This is a genomic window from Streptomyces sp. NPDC001787 (genome assembly GCF_040297465.1).
Classification (GTDB): Bacteria; Actinomycetota; Actinomycetes; order Streptomycetales; family Streptomycetaceae; genus Streptomyces.
On sequence record NZ_JBEOZE010000026.1, the window covers coordinates 85,058 to 102,416 of the forward strand.

Sequence of the window (17,359 nt, forward strand, 5' to 3'; positions counted from 1 at the left end):
ACCGCCCCCACCCGCGTACTCACTCACGCACGCTCACTCGCGTACGGAAGTCACTGCACGATCGTGATCCGGTCCGTGGCCGGCGGGGCCAGCGGGGCGGCCGCCGTCGAGTGGGCCGCCAGGTACGCGTTGAACACGTCCAGGTCAGACGCGCCGACCAGCTTGTTCGTGCCCTTGCCGAGGGCCGCGAAACCGTCGCCGCCGCCCGCGAGGAACTCGTTCATCGCGACCCGGTAGCTCTTCGCCGGGTCGATCGCCTCACCGTTGAGCTTGATGGAGTCGGCGGCCACGCGGGCCGCGCCCGTCTTCGTCAGGTCCAGCGTGTAGGTGAGGCCCCTGGAGACCTGGAGGATCTTCGGGCTGGCCTCGTTGGAGCCGCTGACCTGCTGCTGAAGGGCCTCGATCACCTGGGCGCCGGTCAGGTCAACCACGTTCATCATGTTGGTGAACGGCTGGACCGTGAACGCCTCGCCGTACGTCACCACCCCGTCGCCCTCGCTGCCGGACGCCTTGTGGACCAGGTCCGAGCGGATACCGCCCGGGTTCATGAAGGCGATCTGCGCGCCGCCCTTGTCGGCCGGGGCCAGACCCTCCAGCTGGGCGTCGGCGATCAGGTTGCCGAGCGGCTTCTCGGGGGCCGTGGCGCCGCGGCCGTTGATGTCGGCGGTGATCCAGCCCTGCGGCTTGTTGGCGATGGGGGCCGCGAGGGCGTTCCAGCGGGCGATCAGCTTCGTCATGTCGGTGGCCTTGGCCTGGTCCCGGCTGACGACGTGGTTCGCGGACTTCACCGACGTACGGACGATGTCCTTGGTGCGACGGTCGTAGGTGAGCGTCGTGTCGGTGTAGACCTTGCCGAACGAGGAGGCCGAGGTGACCATGCGCGGCTTGCCCGACGGGTCCGGGACGGTGCACACGTACGCCTGGTGGGTGTGGCCCGTGACCAGCGCGTCCACCTTGGGCGTGATGCCCTTGGCGATGTCGACGATCGGCCCGGAGATGCCGTCACCGGCGCCGGGGCTGTCGCAGTCGTAGTTGTACGAGGTGGAGGCGGGGGCCCCACCCTCGTGGATCAGCGCGACGATCGACTTGACGCCCTTGCGGTCCAGCTCCTTGGCGTACTTGTTGATCGTCTCGACCTCGTCGTGGAACTTCAGGCCCTTGACGCCGTTGGCGGTGACGATGTTCGGCGTGCCCTCCAGGGTCACCCCGATGAAGCCGATCTTGACGCCGTTCTTCTTCCATACCGTGTACGGCTTGAGAAGCGGCTTGCCCGTCTTCTCCTTCGTCACGTTGGCCGCGAGGTAGGGGAAGTCCGCGCCCTTGAACTTCTTGCCGTTCTCGTAGCAGCCCTCGGTGGGGTGGCAGCCGCCGTTCTGGAGGCGGGCCAGCTCGGCCGAGCCCTCGTCGAACTCGTGGTTGCCGACCGCCGTCACATCGAGGTCGAGCTTGTTCAGCGCCTCGATCGTCGGCTCGTCGTGGAAGAGCCCCGACATCAGCGGGCTGGCGCCCACCATGTCACCGCCCGCGGCGGTGACGGAGTAGCGGTTGCCCTCGCGTGCCTCGCGCAGCGACGTGGCGAGGTATTCGACACCGCCTGCGGGGATCGACTTCACCGTGCCGTCGGCCTGCGTCTCGGAGACCGTGCCCGCGGAACCGGCCGGGGGCTCAAGGTTGCCGTGGAGGTCGTTGAAGGACAGCAGCTGCACATCGACGGTGCGGGGCTTGTGCCCGTGCCCGTGCCCGTGGCCATGTCCGTGGCCGTTGCCCCGGTCCTGGGCGCCGGCCGGCATCGCGGCGACGAGCGCGCCCACGGTGGCCAGACCGGCCGCGGCGGCGAGCACCCGCCGGGACGCACGGTTCTTCTGCGGAGTCGCTGACATCGGTCCCCTTGTGGTGTCACATCGTGAATCCTGCGTGCCGCAGCCTAGGGTCAACGCGCGTAGCGCAACAGGTGTTCGAGGTTACGAGCTGGTTGCCGTGCCGTCAGAAACCTCCCTTATCGTCTGATAGCGCCCACATGGCCCCCATATACCGCCGGAACCACCGCCGGATCCGCCCTCGGTGCCGCCGCCTCGCGCGCCCGCCGCCGTACGCTCGTACGCATGACGACTGACGTACCGCTCCCCGCCCCCGGACGCGAGATTCAGACCCTCGACGCGCTCGACCCCGCACAGGCCGAAGCCGTTCTCGCCCTGCTCGGCGAGGCGGCCCGGTCCGACGGCAGGCAGGCGGTCTCCGAGCAGGGGCGGCTCCAGCTCCGGGGCGGACACCGCGCGGGCGTACGCCACTTCCTGCTGACCAGCGCCGGGGTCCTCGCCGGGTACGCCCAGCTGGAGGACACCGACCCCGTCGAGGCCCCGGCCGCCGAACTCGTCGTGCACCCCGCGCACCGGGGCCACGGCCACGGGCGGGCCCTGGGCGCCGCGCTCCTCGCCGCGACCGGCAAGCGGCTGCGGGTCTGGGCGCACGGCGGCAGTTCCGCCGCCCGGCATCTGGCCCAGGTCCTCGGCCTCTCCCTCTTCCGCGAGCTGCGCCAGCTCCGGCGCACGCTGATCCCCCTCGACATCGCCGAGCCGGTCCTGCCCGAGGGTGTCACCGTCCGCACCTTCGTGCCCGGACAGGACGACGCGGCCTGGCTCGCCGTGAACAGCGCCGCCTTCGCGCACCACCCCGAGCAGGGCTCGCTGACCCAGCGGGACCTGGACGACCGCAAGGCCGAGTCCTGGTTCGACCCGAAGGGCTTCTTCCTGGCCGAGCGCGCGGGCGGGCTCATCGGCTTCCACTGGACGAAGGTGCACGCGCGGGAGCAGCTCGGCGAGGTGTACGTCGTCGGCGTCCTGCCCGACGCGCAGGGCGGCGGCCTCGGCAAGGCGCTCACCGCGATCGGGCTGCGCCATCTGGCGGCCGAGGGGCTGCCCACCGCGATGCTCTACGTCGACGCCGACAATCCGGCGGCGCTGAAGGTGTACGAGCGGATGGGGTTCACCACCCACGAGGTGGACCTGATGTACCGCACGGAGTCCTGACACACCGGGTTCCGGCACACGGAGTCGCGGCATACCGGGCCCAAGCACACCGAGTCCCGGCATACGGGACGGTCTCCGACGGAGGTTCAGAACACCGAGGGGCGGCGTCACTTGACGCCGCCCCTTCTTTCCACCACCCTTTCACTACTCAATTAGTGAAAGGGTGGTGAACATGGCAGAGTCCGCAGCGGTCGAGTTCCGTATCGACCGGCGCAGCGGCGTCGCCACGTATCTCCAGATCGTCCAGCAGACCAAACAGGCCCTGCGTCTGGGCGTCCTGGAACCGGGCGACCGGCTGCCCACCGCCCGCGAGGTCGTGGAGGCGACGGCCATCAACCCGAACACCGTGCTCAAGGCCTACCGCGAACTGGAGCGCGAAGGGCTGGTGGAGGCCCGGCGCGGGCTCGGCACCTTCGTCCGCCGGACCCTCGGGAGCGCCGCGGCGGGCACCGAAGCACCCCTGCGCGCCGAACTCGCCGAGTGGACGCGCAGGGCACAGAAGGCCGGGCTGGAGAAGGACGACGCGATCGCGCTCTTCACCGCCGTACTGGACAGCACATTCAAGGGGGACCAGCACTCATGACAGGCGCTGCGATCGAGGCGGACGGCCTCGGTACGAGGTACGGGCGAAAGAGCCGATGGGCCCTGCGCGACTGCGCGTTCCGGCTGCCCGCCGGGCGGGTCTGCGCGCTCGTCGGGCCCAACGGGGCCGGCAAGTCCACACTGCTCGCGCTGACGGCCGGGCTGCGCGGGGCGGACGAGGGCACGCTGCGCGTCCTGGGTTCCTCCCCCGTCGAGGCCCGGAACCGGATCGCGTACGTCGCCCAGGAGAAGCCGCTGTACCCGCAGTTGACGGTGCGGGACACCCTGCGGGCGGGCCGCGCGCTGAACCCCGCCACCTGGGACCCGGACACCGCCGAACGCGTCGTCGGGGACCTCCCGTGGGAGGCGAGGGTCCGCTCGCTCTCCGGGGGTCAGCGCACCCGGCTCGCCCTGGCCCTCGCGCTCGGCAAGCGGCCCGAACTGATGCTGCTGGACGAGCCGATGGCCGATCTCGACCCGCTCGTCCGCCACCGGCTGATGGGTGTCCTGATGGCCGAGGCCGCCGAACACGGCACCACCATCGTGATGTCCTCGCACATCCTCACCGAGCTGGAGGGCGCCTGCGACTACCTCCTGCTCGTCGACGGCGGCCGGATCCGCCTCGGCGGGGAGACCGAGGACATCGTCACCGCGCACGCCCTGCTCACCGGCCGGGTCCGCGACCTGGCCCCGCACACCGTCATCGAATCGCGTACGACGGGGCGTCAGCTCACCGCACTGGTACGCAAGGAGGGCCCGGTGGACGACACCGCCTGGGACATCACGGAACCCTCGCTGGAGGAACTGCTGCTGGCACACCTCCGCGCCCCCGAGGCCCCACCGCTGCTCACCCCGAGCGCGGCGGCCCCCATGTCACGAGAGGCGGTGGCTTCGGCATGAGCACCCTCACCCGGCACGAACCCGGCAAGCCCGGCAGGCCCGGAAAGCCCGGCGCTCCCGGCACGCACGCCGACGACGCACGCACCGGCGCGCCCGGCGGCGCACGCGTCGACGGTCCGCTCTCCGGCCCCGTCCGCGTCCTGCTCCGCATGCACCGCCGCCCCCTCTGGACGGCGGGCGTGCTGCTCCTGCTCGGTATCGGGGCGGTCGTGGCACTGCGGATCTGGGTCGCTGCCGCGTCCGGCCAGGAGCGCTGCCCCGACGGGGACATCACCGCCTGCGGCGACGACCTGTACCAGCCCACCTACGCACGCACCAGCGCCCAGACGTTCCTCGCCGACGGCGGCAACGTGACGCTGCTGCTCGCCGGACTGCTCGGCATCTTCGTCGCGGGCCCGCTCATCGCCCGGGAGCTGGAGAGCGGCACGTTCAGGATGGCGTGGACCCAGTCGGTGGCCCCCTCCCGGTGGCTGACCGTGCGCATCGCCGTCCCGGTGGTCCTGGCCACGGCCGCGACCGCCGTGGTGGTGCCCGTGTACCGCTGGGGCTGGACGGGCCTCCAGCACAACCCGTTCTCCTGGGGGCTGCGCTGGTACGAGGGCAGCGTCTACCTGGGCAGCGGCCCCGTCACGCTGGGCTACGCCCTGCTGGCCGTGGCCCTGGGCGCGCTCGTCGCCGTACTCGTACGCCGCACCCTGCCGGCCATGGCGATCACCGCGCTCCTGGTCGGAGCCGCCGCCGTGACGCTGACGCAGCTGCGCGAGCACCTCTGGCCGGTCGACCGGTTCTCGGGGAGGCGGGGCCCGGACGACTTCGCCTGGTTCATCGACTCGGGCATGCTGACCGCCTCGGGCAGGGCGGTGTACTGGAGCGACTGCGCCGACGAGGGAACGCCCGGCGGGGATCTGTCCGTGTGCATGCGTGAGCGCGGTGGCGTCACCCCGTTCACCGATGTCCACCCGGCCTCCCACTTCTGGCCCCTCCAGCTCGTCGAGACGGGCATCCTGCTCGCCCTCGCCGCCCTGGCCGTGTTCGCCGCCTTCCGGGTGCTGCGCCGCCTGCACGGCTGAGAAGGTCCACCGGCTCCCCGCCCGCCGTCCGGGCCCCACACGGGGTGGGTCCGGGCGGCGGGCGCGTACGGTGTGGGCGGACGGGACCTCACGGGTCTCCCGCGGGTCCCGCGGGCCCCGCCGGAGACCTCACGGAGCCCCCGGCGGGGCCCACCGGCAGGCACACCGCTTCCTGCATGTCATGTCGCCGTTACCGGCCATTCAGACACGCTTGCGACCCTCGCTGGATGCAGCCAGCTGTGCCCACCCCCCGCAACGGGAGAGCCGCCCGGAAGGAACCCGGGCGAGCGCCCGGAACCGAGCACGGCCCCGACCGCGGAACCGGGCCCGGACCGAAGCCCGGAACCGGACCGAAGCCAGGGCCCGGACCCAAGCCCGGAAGCGAACGCGGATTCCCCGGGCCTTCCGCGATCTTTCCCGGCTCCGACGCGCCTGGGGGCCCTTCCGCGCGGAAGAATGGATACATGAGCCAGCAGCCCAGCTCCGAGGTCCCCGCCCAGCCCGTCCAGCCGTCCGTCGGTTCCCTCGCCGCGCACCGGCCGCATGCCACCTCCCCGTCCAACAACGTGGGTTTCTCCACCGCCGCCGACCTGGATCCCGACCTCGACGCCGACGCGGACGCGTACGAACCCGACCGGGACGGCGACGAGCTTCCCCAGGGCCGTTTCCTCGACCGGGAACGCAGCTGGCTCGCCTTCAACGAACGCGTCCTCGAACTGGCCGAGGATCCGGCGACACCCGTACTCGAACGGGCTAATTTCCTCGCCATCTTCGCGTCGAACCTGGACGAGTTCTTCATGGTCCGGGTTGCCGGACTCAAGCGCCGTATCGCCACCGGTGTCGCCAACCGCTCCGCGTCCGGGCTTCAGCCCCGCGAGGTCCTCGACCTGATCTGGACCCGGTCGCGCGAACTCATGGCCCGGCACGCCGCCTGCTACCAGCAGGACATCGCGCCCGCCCTGTCCGACGAGGGCATCCAGCTGATCCGCTGGCCCGAGCTGACCGAGAAGGAACAGGCCCGCCTGTTCACCTTCTTCCGCCAGCGGGTCTTCCCGGTCCTGACCCCGCTGGCCGTCGACCCGGCGCACCCCTTCCCGTACATCTCGGGGCTCTCGCTCAACCTCGCCGTCGTCGTACGCAACCCGGTCAGCGGCCACCGCCACTTCGCCCGGGTCAAGGTGCCGCCGCTGCTGACCCGCTTCCTGGAGGCGTCCCCGCAGCGGTACGTCCCCATTGAGGACATCATCGCCGCCCACCTGGAAGAGCTCTTCCCGGGCATGGAGGTCCTCGCCCACCACATGTTCCGCGTCACCAGGAACGAGGACCTGGAGGTGGAGGAGGACGACGCGGAGAACCTGCTCCAGGCCCTGGAGAAGGAGCTCATGCGGCGCCGCTTCGGCCCGCCGGTCCGCCTGGAGGTCGAGGAGTCCATCGACCCGTACGTGCTGGACCTGCTGGTCCGCGAGCTGAAGGTGTCCGACGCCGAGGTCTACCCGCTGCCCGGACCGCTCGACCTCACCGGCCTGTTCGCCATCGCGTCGCTGGACCGGCCGGAGCTGAAGTTCCCCAAGTTCATCGCGGGCACCCACCGCGATCTCGCCGAGGTCGAATCCGCCTCGGCGCCCGACATCTTCGCCGCCCTGCGCGAACGAGACGTCCTGCTCCACCACCCGTACGACTCCTTCTCCACCTCCGTCCAGGCGTTCCTGGAACAGGCGGCGGGCGACCCGGACGTCCTGGCGATCAAGCAGACGCTGTACCGGACCTCCGGCGACTCCCCGATAGTCGACGCCCTGATCGACGCGGCCGAGTCCGGCAAGCAGGTCCTCGTACTCGTCGAGATCAAGGCCCGCTTCGACGAGCAGGCCAACATCAAATGGGCCCGCAAGCTGGAGGAGGCGGGCTGCCACGTCGTGTACGGCCTCGTCGGGCTGAAGACCCACTGCAAGCTCTCGCTCGTCGTCCGCCAGGAGGGCGACACCCTGCGCCGCTACTCCCACGTCGGCACCGGGAACTACCACCCCAAGACCGCCCGGCTGTACGAGGACCTCGGTCTGCTCACCGCGGACCCGCAGGTCGGGGCGGACCTCTCCGACCTGTTCAACCGGCTCTCCGGCTACTCGCGCCGCGAGACCTACCGCCGGCTCCTGGTCGCCCCGAAGTCCCTGCGCGACGGGCTGATCGCCCGCATCAACAAGGAGATCGCCCACCACCGGGCCGGCCGCCCCGCCTACGTCCGCTTCAAGGTCAACTCGATGGTCGATGAAGCGATGGTCGACGCCTGCTACCGGGCCGCGCAGGCGGGCGTCCCGGTCGACATCTGGGTACGCGGCATCTGCGCGATACGCCCCGGTGTCACCGGCCTCTCCGAGAACATCCGGGTCCGCTCGATACTGGGCCGCTTCCTCGAACACTCACGGGTCTTCTCCTTCGGCAACGGAGGCGAACCCGAGGTGTGGTTCGGCAGCGCCGACATGATGCACCGCAATCTCGACCGCCGGATCGAAGCACTGGTCCGGGTCACCGACCCCGCCCACCGCGCCGCGCTCAGCCGGCTCCTGGAGACCGGTATGGCCGACACCACCGCCTCCTGGCACCTCGGTCCCGACGGCAACTGGACCCGGCACGCCATGGACGCGGACGGCCAGCCGCTGCGGCACGTACAGGAAATGCTCATTGATGCCCGGAGGCGCCGGCGTGCGACGCCCTGACCACCAGACGACGACGCAGGCCCCCGCGGACCTGACCGCGGAAGCGGTCCTCGCGCCCTATCTCCGGGCGCAGGCAGCGGACTTCCTGCGCAGCCTGCGCCTGCACCGCGAGCACAGCGCCCCCACGGACCCCGGGGCGCGGGGGGCCGAGGAGGCCGTGAGCGCGCTGCGTCGCTCCGCCCGCCGGATCAGCGGCTCGCTGCACACCTTCCGGAGCGTGCTCGACCCGGTCTGGGCCGACCAGCTCCGTACGGAACTGGCCTGGCTCTCCGGCACGCTCGCCCGGGAGCACGCCTACTCCACCCGGCTCGTCCGGCTGCTCGACGCCCTGCACCGGCTCTCGGGCGCCGCCCTGCCACCGGCGCGCGCCGGTGGCAGCGCCACGGCCTCCCCGCCCACCGCCCCCGGCTCGTCCCCGGGAGCGGCCTCGGGCCCGTCCTCCGGAGCGTCCGGGCAGGAGCGGGCCGCGCTGGGTGTCGGGGCGGCGCGCGCCGGAGCACTCCTGGAGCGCCAGCTGACGCTGGCCCGGACCCGCGCCCACTCCGCGGCCCTCCAGGCGCTCGGCTCCTCCCGTTTCCACGCGGTCGCCGACGCCGTCGCGCTGCTGGCCTCCGAGGTCCCGCTGGCGACCGGAAACGCGGCTCCCGTCTCCGAAGCGCTCCTGGAGCCGGCCGAACGGGCCGAGCAGCGGCTGCTCGGTGCGGTGGCGGCGCTGCCGCCCGACGAGAGCGCCGAGCCGTACAACGAGGCGCAGGACGCACCCTGGCACCAGGCCCGCCTGCTGCTGCGGCTGCACCGGTACGCGCACGAGGTGGTCCTGGGCGCCCCCGATCCGGTCCTGGCCGGGGCGGGTCAGGCCCTCGATCTGCACCGGGACGCGGCGGAGGCGGCCTCGGCGGCGGCAGCGGCGGCCCGCACCCCGCGGATCGCCCCGGCGACGGCGTACGCCCTCGGGGTGCTCCACGCGGACCAGCGGCACGGGGTGGAGGCGGCGCGCGGGGCGTTCCGGGAGGCCTGGCCGTACGCGGCGGCCGTGACCGCGCCATGACCACCGGCACGGGCCCGGCGCGCGACCGGACCGGCACCACCGGCACCACCGGCACGGGCCCGGCGCCCGTGCTGGCGGCGGGCTGCGTGCTGTGGCGCCGTTCCCCGTACGGCGGCGGGCTGGAGATCTGCCTGGTCCACCGGCCCCGCTACGACGACTGGTCGTTTCCCAAGGGGAAGCTGAAGCGGGGCGAGGCGGCGCTGCACGGCGCCCTGCGCGAGGTGCTGGAGGAGACCGGCCACCACTGCGCCCCGGGTGACCGGCTCCCGACGTCCCGGTACCTGGTCAACGGCCGGCCCAAGGAGGTCGCGTACTGGGCTGCCGAGGCGACGGGCGGCGCCTTCGTCCCCAACGACGAGGTGGACCGCCTCGCCTGGCTCTCCCCCGCGGCGACCCGCGACCGTCTGACCCGCGACCGGGACCGCGACCAGCTGGACGCCCTCCTGAAGCTGCTCCCCCACGTCTGACCCAGGCCGCATCTGGCCCAGGCCGCCGTCTGCCCCAGGCCATGTCCGTCCATGACCGCGTCTGACCCAAGCCACGTCTGACCCAAACCACGCCTGTCCCAGACCACGTCTGCCCCAGGCCCACATCTGCCCCAGGCCCACGCCCGCACCACGCCCACGCCCACGCCCACGCCCGCACCTGACGCCGGCCCCGCGACCGCGGCCCCACCGCTCCCACCAGCTCCCACCGCCCCCGCCGTTTCCACCCTTTCCGCCGCTCCCACCGCCCCGGCACCACCGCTTCACCACCCCCTCGCTGCCCTCTTCACCACCCCAGCCCCACCGTTTTCCCCACCACAGCGCCGGGCAGCTCTTCCTGTGCGCCCTTTCCTCCACTTTTCGCCGCCCCGGGCAGACCGGTGGGCAGGCGCCCCGCACACCGCCCCCCGCCTGTCCGACACGGTTCACCTTCCGTTCACTCTCTCCCGTAGGCCGCTTCACCTGTTCTGCCTAATTTCGGACGTACACGGTGCGCGGCGCCAAGCCTCGACACCACTCCTCATCGCACGCCGTCGTAGAACGAACAGACCACGGCGGCTCCTGGAAGGAACACCCGAAAGTGAAGCTTCAGCGCAAGAACCGGCTTCGTGCCACCGCGCTCGGTGCCCTCGCCGTCTCCGGCGCCCTGGTCCTCACGGCGTGCGGTTCGGACGACAACAGCGGCGACGGCAGCACCGGTGGTGGCGGCGGCAAGACCAGCGCGGCGTCGAACATCAAGTGCGACGGCGCCAAGGGCCAGCTGCGCGCCTCCGGCTCCAGCGCACAGAAGAACGCCATGGACCTCTGGGTCAAGAACTACATGGCCGCCTGTTCCGATGTGGAGATCAACTACAAGTCCTCCTCCTCCGGTGAGGGCATCATCGCCTTCAACCAGGGCACCGTCGGCTTCGCCGGTTCCGACTCGGCGCTGAAGCCCGAAGAGGTCGCCGACTCGAAGAAGACCTGCAAGACCGGCCAGGGCATCAACCTCCCGATGGTCGGCGGCCCGATCGCGATCGGCTTCCACCTGGAGGGTGTCGACAGCCTCACGCTGGACGCCCCCACGCTCGCCAAGATCTTCGACAACAAGATCAAGAAGTGGAACGACCCCGCGATCGCCAAGCTCAACGACGGCGCCAAGCTGCCGGACAAGGCCATCCAGGCCTTCCACCGCTCCGAGGACTCCGGCACCACGCAGAACCTCGGCAAGTACCTCGGCGCCGCGGCCCCGAGCGACTGGAAGTACGAGGCCGAGAAGAAGTGGCCGGCCCCCGGTGGCCAGGCCGCGTCCGGCTCCTCCGGCGTCGCCGCCCAGGTGAAGCAGGTCGACGGCGCGATCGGCTACTTCGAGCTCTCCTACGCCTCCTCGCAGAACATCACCACCGTCGACATCAACACCGGTGGCGCCGCCCCGGTCAAGGCCACCTCGGAGAACGCCTCCAAGGCCATCGCCGCCGCCAAGATCAAGGGCACCGGCAAGGACCTGGCGCTCGACCTGGACTACACCACCAAGGCCGAGGGCGCCTACCCGCTGGTCCTGGTGACGTACGAGGTCGTCTGCGACACCGGCAACAAGGCCGACACCCTCGGCACGGTCAAGTCCTTCCTGACCTACACCGCCTCCGACGAGGGCCAGAAGGTCCTCACGGACGCCGGCTACGCCCCGATCCCCGCCGAGATCAACGCCAAGGTCCGCGAGACCATCGGCAGCCTTTCCTAGCCCAGCGACACCGCAACACCACGTACTGAGGTACGGGAACCCGCGCCTCAGTACGTGACACGCGGCAGGCCGGCCCGGCGCACCCCTCCGGACCGGCCCGCCGCACCACCACTCCCCCCATCCGCCCGACCCATCCGGTGCACCGCCGCCAGGGGAGCGCAAGCTCCCCCACACAGACCGGAAAGACCATGGCTTCCACCACACCGATAGACACACCACCGGCCCCGCCGACGCCCCGGATCCGCCCCAGGTCCACCGGGCGCGCGGGCGACAAGATCTTCCTGGGCCTCTCGCGGGGCTCGGGCATTCTGCTGCTCGTGATCATGGCGTCGATCGCCGTGTTCCTCAGCTACCGCGCCGTGCTCGCCATCTCGAAGAACGAGGGCAACTTCCTCACGACCTTCGACTGGAACCCGGCCGGTGACCCGCCGGTCTTCGGTATCGCGGTCCTGCTCTTCGGCACCGTCGTCAGCTCGGTCATCGCGATGATCATCGCGGTTCCGATCGCCGTCGGCATCGCCCTCTTCATCTCGCACTACGCGCCGCGCAAGCTCGCCGCGCCCCTCGCGTACGTCGTCGACCTGCTCGCCGCGGTCCCCAGCATCGTCTACGGCATCTGGGGCGCGCTCGTCCTCGTGCCGTACCTCGAAGGCCTGAACCTCTGGCTCGACCAGTTCTTCGGCTGGACGTACATCTTCGAGAAGACCGAGGTCGGCGTCGCCCGCTCGCTCTTCACCGTCGGCATCCTGCTGGCCATCATGATCCTGCCGATCGTGACCAGCGTCAGCCGCGAGGTCTTCCTCCAGGTCCCGAAGATGAACGAGGAAGCCGCGCTCGCCCTCGGCGCCACCCGCTGGGAGGTCATCCGCCTCTCGGTGCTGCCCTTCGGCCGCTCCGGCGTGATCTCCGCGTCGATGCTGGGACTGGGCCGCGCGCTCGGCGAGACGATGGCCGTCGCCACGGTCCTGTCGCCGAGCTTCCTGATCTCGCTGCATGTGCTGAACCCGGGCGGCGGGACGTTCGCCCAGAACATCGCCGCGAAGTTCGACGAGGCCGACGCCTTCGGACGCGACGCCCTGATCGCCTCCGGACTCGTCCTCTTCGTCCTCACCCTGCTGGTCAACGGCGCGGCCCGGCTCATCATCGCCCGCCGCAAGGAATACTCGGGGGCCAACGCATGAGCAACGCACCGACCAGCGTCCAGGAACGCCCGAAGCCCGTGACGACCGTGCCGAAGAACAGCCTCAGCAGCAAGACGCTGCCGCGTCTGGCCCCGGTCGGCTTCGCCGCCGTCGCCCTCGCCCTCGGTGTGGGAATCGGCGTGGCCGCCGGCTGGCACAGCCGCACCCAGTGGGGGCTGATCTCCGCCCTCCTCTTCCTGGCGATCTCGTACGCGGTGACCACCGTCGTCGAGAACCAGCGCCAGGCCAAGGACCGCCTCGCCACCAGCGTCGTGTGGGTCTGCTTCCTGATCGCCGTCGTTCCGCTGGCCTCGCTGCTCTGGACGACCATCAGCCGGGGCGCCGAGCGCCTGGACTTCTACTTCCTGACCCACTCCATGGCGGGAGTGCTCGGTTCCGAGGCCAGCGGCGGTGTCTACCACGCGCTGATCGGCACCCTGGAGCAGGTCGGTATCGCCACGGCGATCTCCGCCCCGCTCGGCCTGCTGACCGCCGTCTACCTGGTGGAGTACGGCAAGGGCGCGCTCGCCAAGGCCGTCACCTTCTTCGTCGACGTGATGACCGGTATCCCGTCCATCGTGGCCGGGCTCTTCATCCTGTCGATCATGCTGATGGCGGAGCTCCAGCCCTCCGGGCTGATGGGCGCGCTGGCCCTGACGATCCTGATGATCCCGGTCGTGGTCCGCTCCACCGAGGAGATGCTCAAGCTCGTCCCCAACGAGCTCCGCGAGGCCTCCCTCGCCCTCGGCATCCCGAAGTGGCGCACCATCCTGAAGGTGGTCCTGCCGACCGCGATCGGTGGCATCACGACCGGCGTCATGCTCGCCATCGCCCGTATCGCGGGGGAGACCGCGCCGATCATGCTGCTGGTCTTCGGCAGCCAGCTGATCAACGCGAACCCCTTCGAAGGCGCCCAGTCCTCGCTCCCCTTCTACATCTGGGAGCAGTACAAGATCGGCGAGCCCGCCTCGTACGACCGTGCCTGGGCCGCTGCCCTGGTGCTGATCGCCTTCGTCATGATCCTCAACCTCGTGGCCCGCGGCATCGCCCGCTGGAAGGCCCCGAAGACCGGTCGCTGACGCGGCCATCAGCGACCTCCCGAAAGAAGCAGTGATTCTCACCATGGCCAAGCGCATCGACATCAGCGGACTGACCGCCTACTACGGCAGCCACAAGGCCATCGAGGACATCTCGATGACCGTGGAGCCCCGCTCCGTGACCGCCTTCATCGGCCCCTCCGGCTGCGGCAAGTCCACCTTCCTGCGCACCCTGAACCGGATGCACGAGGTCACCCCCGGTGGCCGCGTCGAGGGCAAGGTGCTGCTGGACGACGAGGACCTCTACGGTTCGAACGTCGACCCGGTCACCGTGCGCCGCACGGTCGGCATGGTCTTCCAGCGCCCGAACCCGTTCCCGACCATGTCGATCTTCGACAACGTCGCGGCGGGCCTGCGTCTGAACGGCAGCTACCGCAAGAGCGAGCTGAACGACACGGTCGAGAAGTCCCTGCGCGGCGCGAACCTCTGGAACGAGGTCAAGGACCGCCTGAACAAGCCGGGCTCCGGCCTCTCCGGCGGGCAGCAGCAGCGTCTGTGCATCGCCCGCGCCATCGCGGTCGAGCCCGACGTCCTGCTGATGGACGAGCCGTGCTCCGCGCTCGACCCGATCTCGACCCTCGCCATCGAGGACCTGATCGGCGAGCTGAAGGAGCGCTTCACGATCGTCATCGTGACGCACAACATGCAGCAGGCGGCCCGTGTCTCGGACCGCACGGCGTTCTTCAACCTGTCGGCGGTGGGCAAGCCCGGCCGGCTCATCGAGATAGACGAGACGGAGCGGATCTTCTCCAACCCGTCGGTCCAGGCGACGGAGGACTACATCTCCGGCCGCTTCGGATAACCCACAGACGGCCTTGCGGTGCTGCATGGCGGTGCCACCACAAGGCAAAAGGGTCCGCCCCCGATCTCCGGAGAGAGAACGGGGGCGGACCCATTTCCGTACGGCCGCCGGTTGGCACGTGTCAACGGCGGGGCAACAGGGCGACGCGGGGTATCGGCCCTCAGCCGAAGAGCAGCACCACGACGCCGTAGCTCAGCGCGGCGACGAGCGCCGCGGCCGGCATGGTGATGAACCAGCCGAGGATGATGTTCTTGGCCACGCCCCACCGCACCGCGTTCACCCGCTTGGTGGCACCGACGCCCATGATCGCCGAGGTGATGACATGCGTCGTGGAGATCGGCGCGTGGAACAGGAACGCCGAGCCGAACATGATCGACGCACCGGTCGTCTCGGCCGCGAAGCCCTGCGGCGGGTCCAGCTCGATGATCTTGCGGCCGAGCGTACGCATGATGCGCCAGCCGCCCGCGTACGTACCGAGCGAGAGCATCAGCGCACAGGCGATCTTCACCCAGACCGGGATCTCGTCGTTCGGTCCCTCGACATCGGCGATGACGAGCGCCATCACGACGATGCCCATCGTCTTCTGGGCGTCCTGGAGGCCGTGCCCGAGCGCCATGCCCGCCGCCGAGACCGTCTGCGCGATCCGGAAGCCGCGCTTGGCCTTGTGCGGGTTGGCGTTCCGGAACATCCACATGATGGCGACCATCACGAGATAACCGACGACCAGACCGATGATCGGCGAGAGGAACATCGGGATGACGATCTTCTCCAGCACCCCGTCCCAGTGCACCATCGTCCCGCCGGCCAGCGCCGCACCGACCATGCCACCGAACAGCGCGTGCGAGGACGAGGACGGCAGGCCGTAGTACCAGGTGACGAGGTTCCAGATGATCGCGCCGACCAGCGCCGCGAACAGGATGCCCATCCCCTTCTGGCCCTCGGGCGTGGCGATGAGGCCTTCGCTGACGGTCTTGGCGACCCCCTGGCCCAGGAAGGCACCCGCGAGGTTCATCACGGCGGCCATGGCCAGGGCCGCCCGCGGGGTCAGCGCCCGGGTGGAGACCGAGGTGGCGATGGCGTTCGCCGAGTCGTGGAAGCCGTTCGTGTATGTGAAGCCGAGCGCGACACCGATGGTCACGATCAGCGCAAAGGTGTCCACGAGGTTCAGGACTCCTTGACCGCGATGGTCTCCACGGTGTTGGCGACGTGTTCGAACGCGTCAGCCGCCTCTTCCAGTACGTCCACGATCTGCTTGAGCTTCAGAACATCCATGGCGTCGTACTTGCCATTGAAGAGGTGGGCGAGCAGCTTGCGGTGGATCTGGTCGGCCTGGTTCTCCAGACGGTTGACCTCGATCCAGTACTCGGTGAGGTTCTCCATGGTCCGCAGGCTCGGCATGGCCTCGGCGGTCAGCTCCGCCGCTCGGGCCAGGACCTCGATCTGCTGCTCGACCCCCTTGGGGAGCTCTTCGACCTGGTAGAGCACGACCAGGTCGACGGCCTCCTCCATGAAGTCCATGATGTCGTCGAGCGACGAAGCGAGGTTGTAGATGTCCTCGCGGTCGAACGGCGTGATGAAGGAGGAGTTGAGCTGGTGGAAGATCGCGTGGGTGGCGTCGTCCCCCGCGTGCTCCGCTGCCCGCATACGCTCCGCGATCTCGACTCGGGAGGCAGAATCCGCCCCGAGCAGTTCCATCAGGAGTTTCGAGCCCGTGACGATGTTGTCCGCAGACGCGGAGAACATGTCGTAGAAGCTCGTCTCCCTGGGGGTCAGACGAAAGCGCACGTGGGGTCCTCGGGGTGCTTTGGATTCGGTCAGGCTGATGCTAGGCGCATCATCCGGCCACGGCTAACCGGCATTCTCAGTGTCGCCCATCAGGCACAGTGATCAGCACGGACCCCCGGTCACGTTTCGGCTGGATTCGTTACGATATACCGGGCAGGGGTATATCAAGCGCAGATGCGACGCAGGCAAGACACCGGCAAGACACAGCTCAGAGGACAACGGGAGGACGCAATGACGGACGCGATGACCACCACCGAGACCACGGAGGGCGGTGCGGCGGGCACCGCCGAGATCGTCACCGACCATGACCGCGGTATCCACGGCTACCACCATCAGAAGGCCGAGCACCTCAAGCGCCTGCGCAGGATCGAGGGCCAGATCCGCGGCCTCCAGCGCATGGTCGACGAGGACGTCTACTGCATCGACATACTGACTCAGGTCTCGGCCTCCACCAAGGCCCTCCAGTCGTTCGCGCTCCAGCTGCTGGAGGAGCATCTGCGCCACTGTGTCGCCGACGCCTCGGTCAAGGGCGGCGAGGAGATCGACGCGAAGGTCGAGGAGGCCACGAAGGCGATCGCCCGTCTGCTCCGTACGTGAGCCGGTCGACTCCGTACGTGAGCCGGTCGACGAGGAACCACGACGTGCGGGATGTCACCCCCGGCGGCAGCCCTGCCGGGGGACCGGTGTCCGGTGCCCGGCACACGGCGCGTCCGCCCGTACGTCGCCTCGTACATCTCCCCGTACGTCCGCCCGTACGCTTCCGCGCACGTCGAGCACCTCGTCGATACGGTCCGGGCTGAGGCGTTCCTCACGGGTGGCCGAGGCCGCGATCATCAGCTCGCCGCACAGTTCGATCTCGGCGAGAGCCACACAGTCCTGAGCGTTCGGAGCGCTGAGCGTCACCACCTGCGTCACCTCTCTCTGCCGTCGCCGACCCTTGGCGCACCTGCCC

16 protein-coding genes are annotated in these 17,359 nt (G+C 70.1%); 12 read left to right on the forward strand and 4 right to left on the reverse strand.

The window, feature by feature from the left end; all coding sequences use genetic code 11:
* Positions 1-50 precede the first annotated feature (50 nt).
* The gene (locus tag ABT170_RS29915) at positions 51-1,880 is read right to left on the reverse strand and encodes a bifunctional metallophosphatase/5'-nucleotidase (protein WP_351872505.1); all 1,830 of its coding nucleotides are present in this window, start codon (positions 1,878-1,880) and stop codon (positions 51-53) included.
* Between the two features lie 222 nt (positions 1,881-2,102).
* On the opposite strand from ABT170_RS29915, the gene mshD reads away from it, so the two are divergent.
* From mshD to pstB, 11 genes are all read left to right on the forward strand, one after another.
* Complete coding sequence (mshD, locus tag ABT170_RS29920; RefSeq protein ID WP_351872508.1) at positions 2,103-3,026, forward strand: mycothiol synthase; 924 nt, start codon at positions 2,103-2,105, stop codon at positions 3,024-3,026.
* 172 nt (positions 3,027-3,198) lie between these two features.
* Entirely contained in the window at positions 3,199-3,609 is a 411-nt protein-coding gene (locus tag ABT170_RS29925) for a GntR family transcriptional regulator (RefSeq protein ID WP_329942210.1), read from the forward strand.
* Entirely contained in the window at positions 3,606-4,508 is a 903-nt protein-coding gene (locus ABT170_RS29930; RefSeq protein WP_351872511.1) for an ABC transporter ATP-binding protein, read from the forward strand. The genes ABT170_RS29925 and ABT170_RS29930 overlap by 4 nt, the downstream gene beginning before the upstream one ends.
* Complete coding sequence (locus ABT170_RS29935) at positions 4,505-5,578, forward strand: ABC-2 membrane transporter-related protein (protein ID WP_329942212.1); 1,074 nt, start codon at positions 4,505-4,507, stop codon at positions 5,576-5,578. The genes ABT170_RS29930 and ABT170_RS29935 overlap by 4 nt, the downstream gene beginning before the upstream one ends.
* Before the next feature lie 464 nt (positions 5,579-6,042).
* Complete coding sequence (locus tag ABT170_RS29940; RefSeq protein WP_351872514.1) at positions 6,043-8,289, forward strand: RNA degradosome polyphosphate kinase; 2,247 nt, start codon at positions 6,043-6,045, stop codon at positions 8,287-8,289.
* Positions 8,255-9,337, forward strand: coding sequence for a CHAD domain-containing protein (locus ABT170_RS29945; protein ID WP_443034261.1), 1,083 nt, complete (start codon positions 8,255-8,257; stop codon positions 9,335-9,337). Before ABT170_RS29940 ends, ABT170_RS29945 begins: the two co-directional genes overlap by 35 nt.
* A complete protein-coding gene (locus ABT170_RS29950) occupies positions 9,334-9,804 on the forward strand; it encodes an NUDIX hydrolase (RefSeq protein ID WP_351872517.1) in 471 nt (156 codons plus the stop codon). The genes ABT170_RS29945 and ABT170_RS29950 overlap by 4 nt, the downstream gene beginning before the upstream one ends.
* 598 nt (positions 9,805-10,402) lie before the next feature.
* Positions 10,403-11,542, forward strand: coding sequence for a phosphate ABC transporter substrate-binding protein PstS (pstS, locus tag ABT170_RS29955; RefSeq protein WP_329942216.1), 1,140 nt, complete (start codon positions 10,403-10,405; stop codon positions 11,540-11,542).
* 188 nt (positions 11,543-11,730) lie between these two features.
* Positions 11,731-12,723 carry a phosphate ABC transporter permease subunit PstC gene (gene pstC / locus ABT170_RS29960; RefSeq protein ID WP_329942217.1) on the forward strand — a complete coding sequence of 331 codons (993 nt, stop codon included), beginning with the start codon at positions 11,731-11,733 and terminating at the stop codon, positions 12,721-12,723.
* Entirely contained in the window at positions 12,720-13,802 is a 1,083-nt protein-coding gene (gene pstA / locus ABT170_RS29965) for a phosphate ABC transporter permease PstA (protein ID WP_329942218.1), read from the forward strand. The genes pstC and pstA overlap by 4 nt, the downstream gene beginning before the upstream one ends.
* A 43-nt stretch (positions 13,803-13,845) precedes the next feature.
* On the forward strand, positions 13,846-14,622 hold the full coding sequence (pstB, locus tag ABT170_RS29970) for a phosphate ABC transporter ATP-binding protein PstB (protein ID WP_266932330.1): 777 nt from the start codon (positions 13,846-13,848) through the stop codon (positions 14,620-14,622).
* A gap of 160 nt (positions 14,623-14,782) precedes the next feature.
* On the opposite strand, the gene ABT170_RS29975 is transcribed toward pstB, so the two are convergent.
* Together ABT170_RS29975 and ABT170_RS29980 are read right to left on the reverse strand one after the other, a co-directional pair.
* The gene (locus ABT170_RS29975; RefSeq protein WP_329942219.1) at positions 14,783-15,781 is read right to left on the reverse strand and encodes an inorganic phosphate transporter; all 999 of its coding nucleotides are present in this window, start codon (positions 15,779-15,781) and stop codon (positions 14,783-14,785) included.
* Between the two features lie 5 nt (positions 15,782-15,786).
* On the reverse strand, positions 15,787-16,407 hold the full coding sequence (locus ABT170_RS29980) for a DUF47 domain-containing protein (RefSeq protein WP_329942220.1): 621 nt from the start codon (positions 16,405-16,407) through the stop codon (positions 15,787-15,789).
* Positions 16,408-16,650: 243 nt separating this feature from the next.
* Between ABT170_RS29980 and ABT170_RS29985 the strand changes: the two genes are divergently transcribed.
* A complete protein-coding gene (locus ABT170_RS29985; protein ID WP_329942258.1) occupies positions 16,651-17,004 on the forward strand; it encodes a metal-sensitive transcriptional regulator in 354 nt (117 codons plus the stop codon).
* Between the two features lie 54 nt (positions 17,005-17,058).
* Here ABT170_RS29985 and ABT170_RS29990 read toward each other — a convergent pair whose 3' ends face one another.
* Positions 17,059-17,313 carry a hypothetical protein gene (locus tag ABT170_RS29990; RefSeq protein ID WP_329942261.1) on the reverse strand — a complete coding sequence of 85 codons (255 nt, stop codon included), beginning with the start codon at positions 17,311-17,313 and terminating at the stop codon, positions 17,059-17,061.
* Between the last annotated feature and the right edge of the window lie 46 nt (positions 17,314-17,359).

Excerpts from the sequence above, each read along its gene's own strand:
- ABT170_RS29915 (WP_351872505.1), bottom strand. The coding sequence starts at position 1,880 with ATGTCAGCGACTCCGCAGAAGAACCGTGCGTCCCGGCGGGTGCTCGCC.
- mshD (WP_351872508.1), top strand. The coding sequence starts at position 2,103 with ATGACGACTGACGTACCGCTCCCCGCCCCCGGACGCGAGATTCAGACC.
- ABT170_RS29925 (WP_329942210.1), top strand. The coding sequence starts at position 3,199 with ATGGCAGAGTCCGCAGCGGTCGAGTTCCGTATCGACCGGCGCAGCGGC.
- ABT170_RS29930 (WP_351872511.1), top strand. The coding sequence starts at position 3,606 with ATGACAGGCGCTGCGATCGAGGCGGACGGCCTCGGTACGAGGTACGGG.
- ABT170_RS29935 (WP_329942212.1), top strand. The coding sequence starts at position 4,505 with ATGAGCACCCTCACCCGGCACGAACCCGGCAAGCCCGGCAGGCCCGGA.
- ABT170_RS29940 (WP_351872514.1), top strand. The coding sequence starts at position 6,043 with ATGAGCCAGCAGCCCAGCTCCGAGGTCCCCGCCCAGCCCGTCCAGCCG.
- ABT170_RS29950 (WP_351872517.1), top strand. The coding sequence starts at position 9,334 with ATGACCACCGGCACGGGCCCGGCGCGCGACCGGACCGGCACCACCGGC.
- pstC (WP_329942217.1), top strand. The coding sequence starts at position 11,731 with ATGGCTTCCACCACACCGATAGACACACCACCGGCCCCGCCGACGCCC.
- pstA (WP_329942218.1), top strand. The coding sequence starts at position 12,720 with ATGAGCAACGCACCGACCAGCGTCCAGGAACGCCCGAAGCCCGTGACG.
- pstB (WP_266932330.1), top strand. The coding sequence starts at position 13,846 with ATGGCCAAGCGCATCGACATCAGCGGACTGACCGCCTACTACGGCAGC.
- ABT170_RS29985 (WP_329942258.1), top strand. The coding sequence starts at position 16,651 with ATGACCACCACCGAGACCACGGAGGGCGGTGCGGCGGGCACCGCCGAG.